The following is a 2,606-nucleotide window of genomic DNA, read 5'->3' on the forward strand; positions in this document are numbered from 1 at the left end:
TTCGAGGCCCGACTGGGTCGGGACGTCCTTGCGCCCGGCCTGGCGAGCCGCCTCTACCCGGGCCTTCCACTTCTCGTTGCCGAGCAGCCAGTCGATGGACTCGGTCTGCAGAGCGAGAAGGTCAGGAACTTCGAGGGGCTCCTGGATGCGCGAAAAAGAGACGCGACTGGGACCTGCGGGTATCGCGGAGGCGTTGCGCGAGGCTGCCAATAGATGTCCTTCCGGAGGGCACGGATGGAATCGAACTGCACGCATGCCAAACGCCCCGGCGGAATCCAGGGCGTCGGAAGACAGCACGAGAGGGCAGCATATCATGTTTGGCAAACGTATGGGGACGCGTACTACGAGCGTCAACCCTCGGTGCCACCCTCAGCATTCCACAGCTGGGCAAACTCGTCAACTCCTATCGCGGAACGGTCGGCATCACGGTCGAGCCTGCTCAGCCTCAGCGGACCCGGTCGTCGACGAGAGCCGGAGTTCCGTGCTCGCCATGCTGGTCGAGCGGAGGCTGGACCCGGCCGACCGGCGGAGCGTGCAGATCGTGTTGACGGACAAGGGCCGCAAGGTGATCGGCGAGACCTTGACCGACCATGCGGCGACCTTGGCCGGGCTCGGAGCGGCCCTGAAGCCCCAAGCTGCTCGGCGTCCAGCGGTTCAGCGGCGGGCTGCACTCCAAGATCTCCAGCAGTTCCATCCGCCGCCCTTCCGCATAGACAGTCATCGAAATAGATGTACGTCTATATTGACATCTGCCGCTGCCCGATGCGAACGGGGAGCGGGGCTGGCATGCCGGCCGTACCCCGGCGAAGAGCGCCGCTGGTTTGACCTTGACGCTGCGTCAACTTCTAGCATCGGGGCCATGTCGATCACTGTTCTTGACACCTACTCCCCAATGAGGCGGATCCTGCTGGCCCCGGTCGCGGACCGCGTTGACCTGCTGCGTTCGATGCTGGAGGCCAACAGGGGCATGTACCGCTACCACCCCGGCGAGCTCGACCTCGTTGCCGTGCACCTCGAAACGTCCGGGTTCCCCATCGACCGCGACGAGGAGCGTTGCCTCGACGCGCTCGAAAGCCTGGCGGCGGCCGGGGCCTGGGAGCGGATGCAACGGGCGCTCGACAACGCTCTCGCCGTACTGCTGGAGGCGACGCCGGGGCTGCGGGCCCCGGACATCACCGTGCTGTTCGTGCTCGGCGATCCGGGTGACGGACACTTCATGGGTCCCTGCAAAGGATTGACCGGGTTCGGCGGCATCTCGGGCCACATCGCCATCACGTTCTGGCCCTTCCCCGAGAACGTGGAGCGGCTGGAGGCCACCGCCGTGCACGAACTGCACCACAACCTGCGATGGAGCCCAGGCGGGGTCGTGTGGGACCCGATGACCGTCACCGTCGGCGAGCACATCGTCGGCGAGGGCCTGGCCGACGCCTTCGCCCGGCAGCTCTACGGCGACGAGCTCGGCCCCGCCCGCATCGGCGTGCCGCACCTGCGCGACGACGAGGTCTTCAGCAAGGTACTCACCGGGCTCGACGTGACAGGCATGCAGAACTTCACTGCCTGGGTGCACGGCGACCCCAGCGCCGAGCGCTTCGGCCTCACCCCGGTGGGACTGCCGATGGGCGCCGGATACGCCGCGGGCAACCGGCTGGTCGACACCTACCTGGCGGCGACCGGGCAGACGGCGGCGCAGGCCCTGCACGCCGACAGCTCGGAGATCATCGCAACCACGCTCCGCCGCGGGTGACACGATGGAGTGGACGATCCAGGAACTCGCGGCGAGGGCCGGCATCACCAGCCGCACGCTGCGTCACTACGACCGCTTCGGGCTCTTGGCCCCGTCCAGGGTCGGCGCGAACGGGTACCGCTTCTACGACGCCACCGCGGTCGCCCGGCTCCAGCGGATCCTGCTCATGCGCCGGCTCGGCATGGGCTTGCCGGCCATCGCCGAGGTCCTGGCCGACGAGGTGGACACGTGCGACGGGCTCCGCACCCACATCGCCGCACTGGAAGAGGAACGGGACCGCATCGAACGGCAGATCCGGTCTGTGCGTCACACGCTTGAGGCCGTGCAGGCGGGGGCGGAACCACACATGGACGTCATGCTGGCGGGGTTCAACGACCACTCCAAGGACGAGGTGATCTCACGCTGGGGCGAGCGCACGTTCCAAGTGGGCAACGACTGGTGGCACGGCAAGACCCTTGACCAGCAGCGGGCCTGGAAGCAGGCCACCGAAGACCTCGTCGCCGCATGGGTCGCCGCAGTGCAGGCCGGGCTTCGCCCGACATCGGAACACGCTCAGTCGCTGGCTGCCCGGCACGTTCAGTGGCTGAGCCGGATCCCGGGCACCCCCACGGCCGAGGGCGACCGGGAGTGCTCGATCGAGATGGTGAAAGGCCTGGGGGACATGTACGTCGACGACCCCCGCTTCACCGGCATGTACGACGACGCCGCGGGGGCGACGTTCGTCCGCGACGCCCTGCACGCGTACGCGCGGACCCGGATGTAGCCCGTGCTGCGAGCGCCGTCGCACGTGCTCGGCCGTCACGCCCGAGGAAAGGTCGCCATTGCCGTGCAGGGGTCAGCCTGCACAGGCGCGGGCGGCGGG

The 2,606-nt window shown here is 68.2% G+C and carries 4 protein-coding genes; 2 read left to right on the forward strand and 2 right to left on the reverse strand.

Going from position 1 to position 2,606, the window contains the following annotated elements:
- A partial coding sequence (locus ACWD0F_RS51910; protein WP_449890534.1) for a hypothetical protein occupies positions 1-210 on the reverse strand: 210 nt, incomplete at its 3' end.
- Between the two features lie 235 nt (positions 211-445).
- Positions 446-721 (reverse strand): hypothetical protein, encoded by a 276-nt coding sequence (locus tag ACWD0F_RS51915; RefSeq protein ID WP_449890535.1) that lies wholly within the window; start codon positions 719-721, stop codon positions 446-448.
- 138 nt (positions 722-859) lie between these two features.
- Here ACWD0F_RS51915 and ACWD0F_RS51920 point away from each other — a divergent pair, with 138 nt between their 5' ends.
- Both ACWD0F_RS51920 and ACWD0F_RS51925 read left to right on the forward strand, forming a co-directional pair.
- Positions 860-1,744 carry a DUF2268 domain-containing protein gene (locus tag ACWD0F_RS51920; protein ID WP_449890537.1) on the forward strand — a complete coding sequence of 295 codons (885 nt, stop codon included), beginning with the start codon at positions 860-862 and terminating at the stop codon, positions 1,742-1,744.
- Positions 1,745-1,748: 4 nt separating this feature from the next.
- The gene (locus ACWD0F_RS51925; protein WP_449890538.1) at positions 1,749-2,507 is read left to right on the forward strand and encodes a MerR family transcriptional regulator; all 759 of its coding nucleotides are present in this window, start codon (positions 1,749-1,751) and stop codon (positions 2,505-2,507) included.
- Positions 2,508-2,606: the final 99 nt, after the last annotated feature.

The organism is Nonomuraea sp. NPDC002799 (genome assembly GCF_053592075.1).

What these genes read in the sequence shown, in the direction of transcription:
- ACWD0F_RS51915 (WP_449890535.1), bottom strand. Translation starts at nt 721, where the DNA reads ATGACTGTCTATGCGGAAGGGCGGCGGATGGAACTGCTGGAGATCTTG.
- ACWD0F_RS51920 (WP_449890537.1), top strand. Translation starts at nt 860, where the DNA reads ATGTCGATCACTGTTCTTGACACCTACTCCCCAATGAGGCGGATCCTG.
- ACWD0F_RS51925 (WP_449890538.1), top strand. Translation starts at nt 1,749, where the DNA reads ATGGAGTGGACGATCCAGGAACTCGCGGCGAGGGCCGGCATCACCAGC.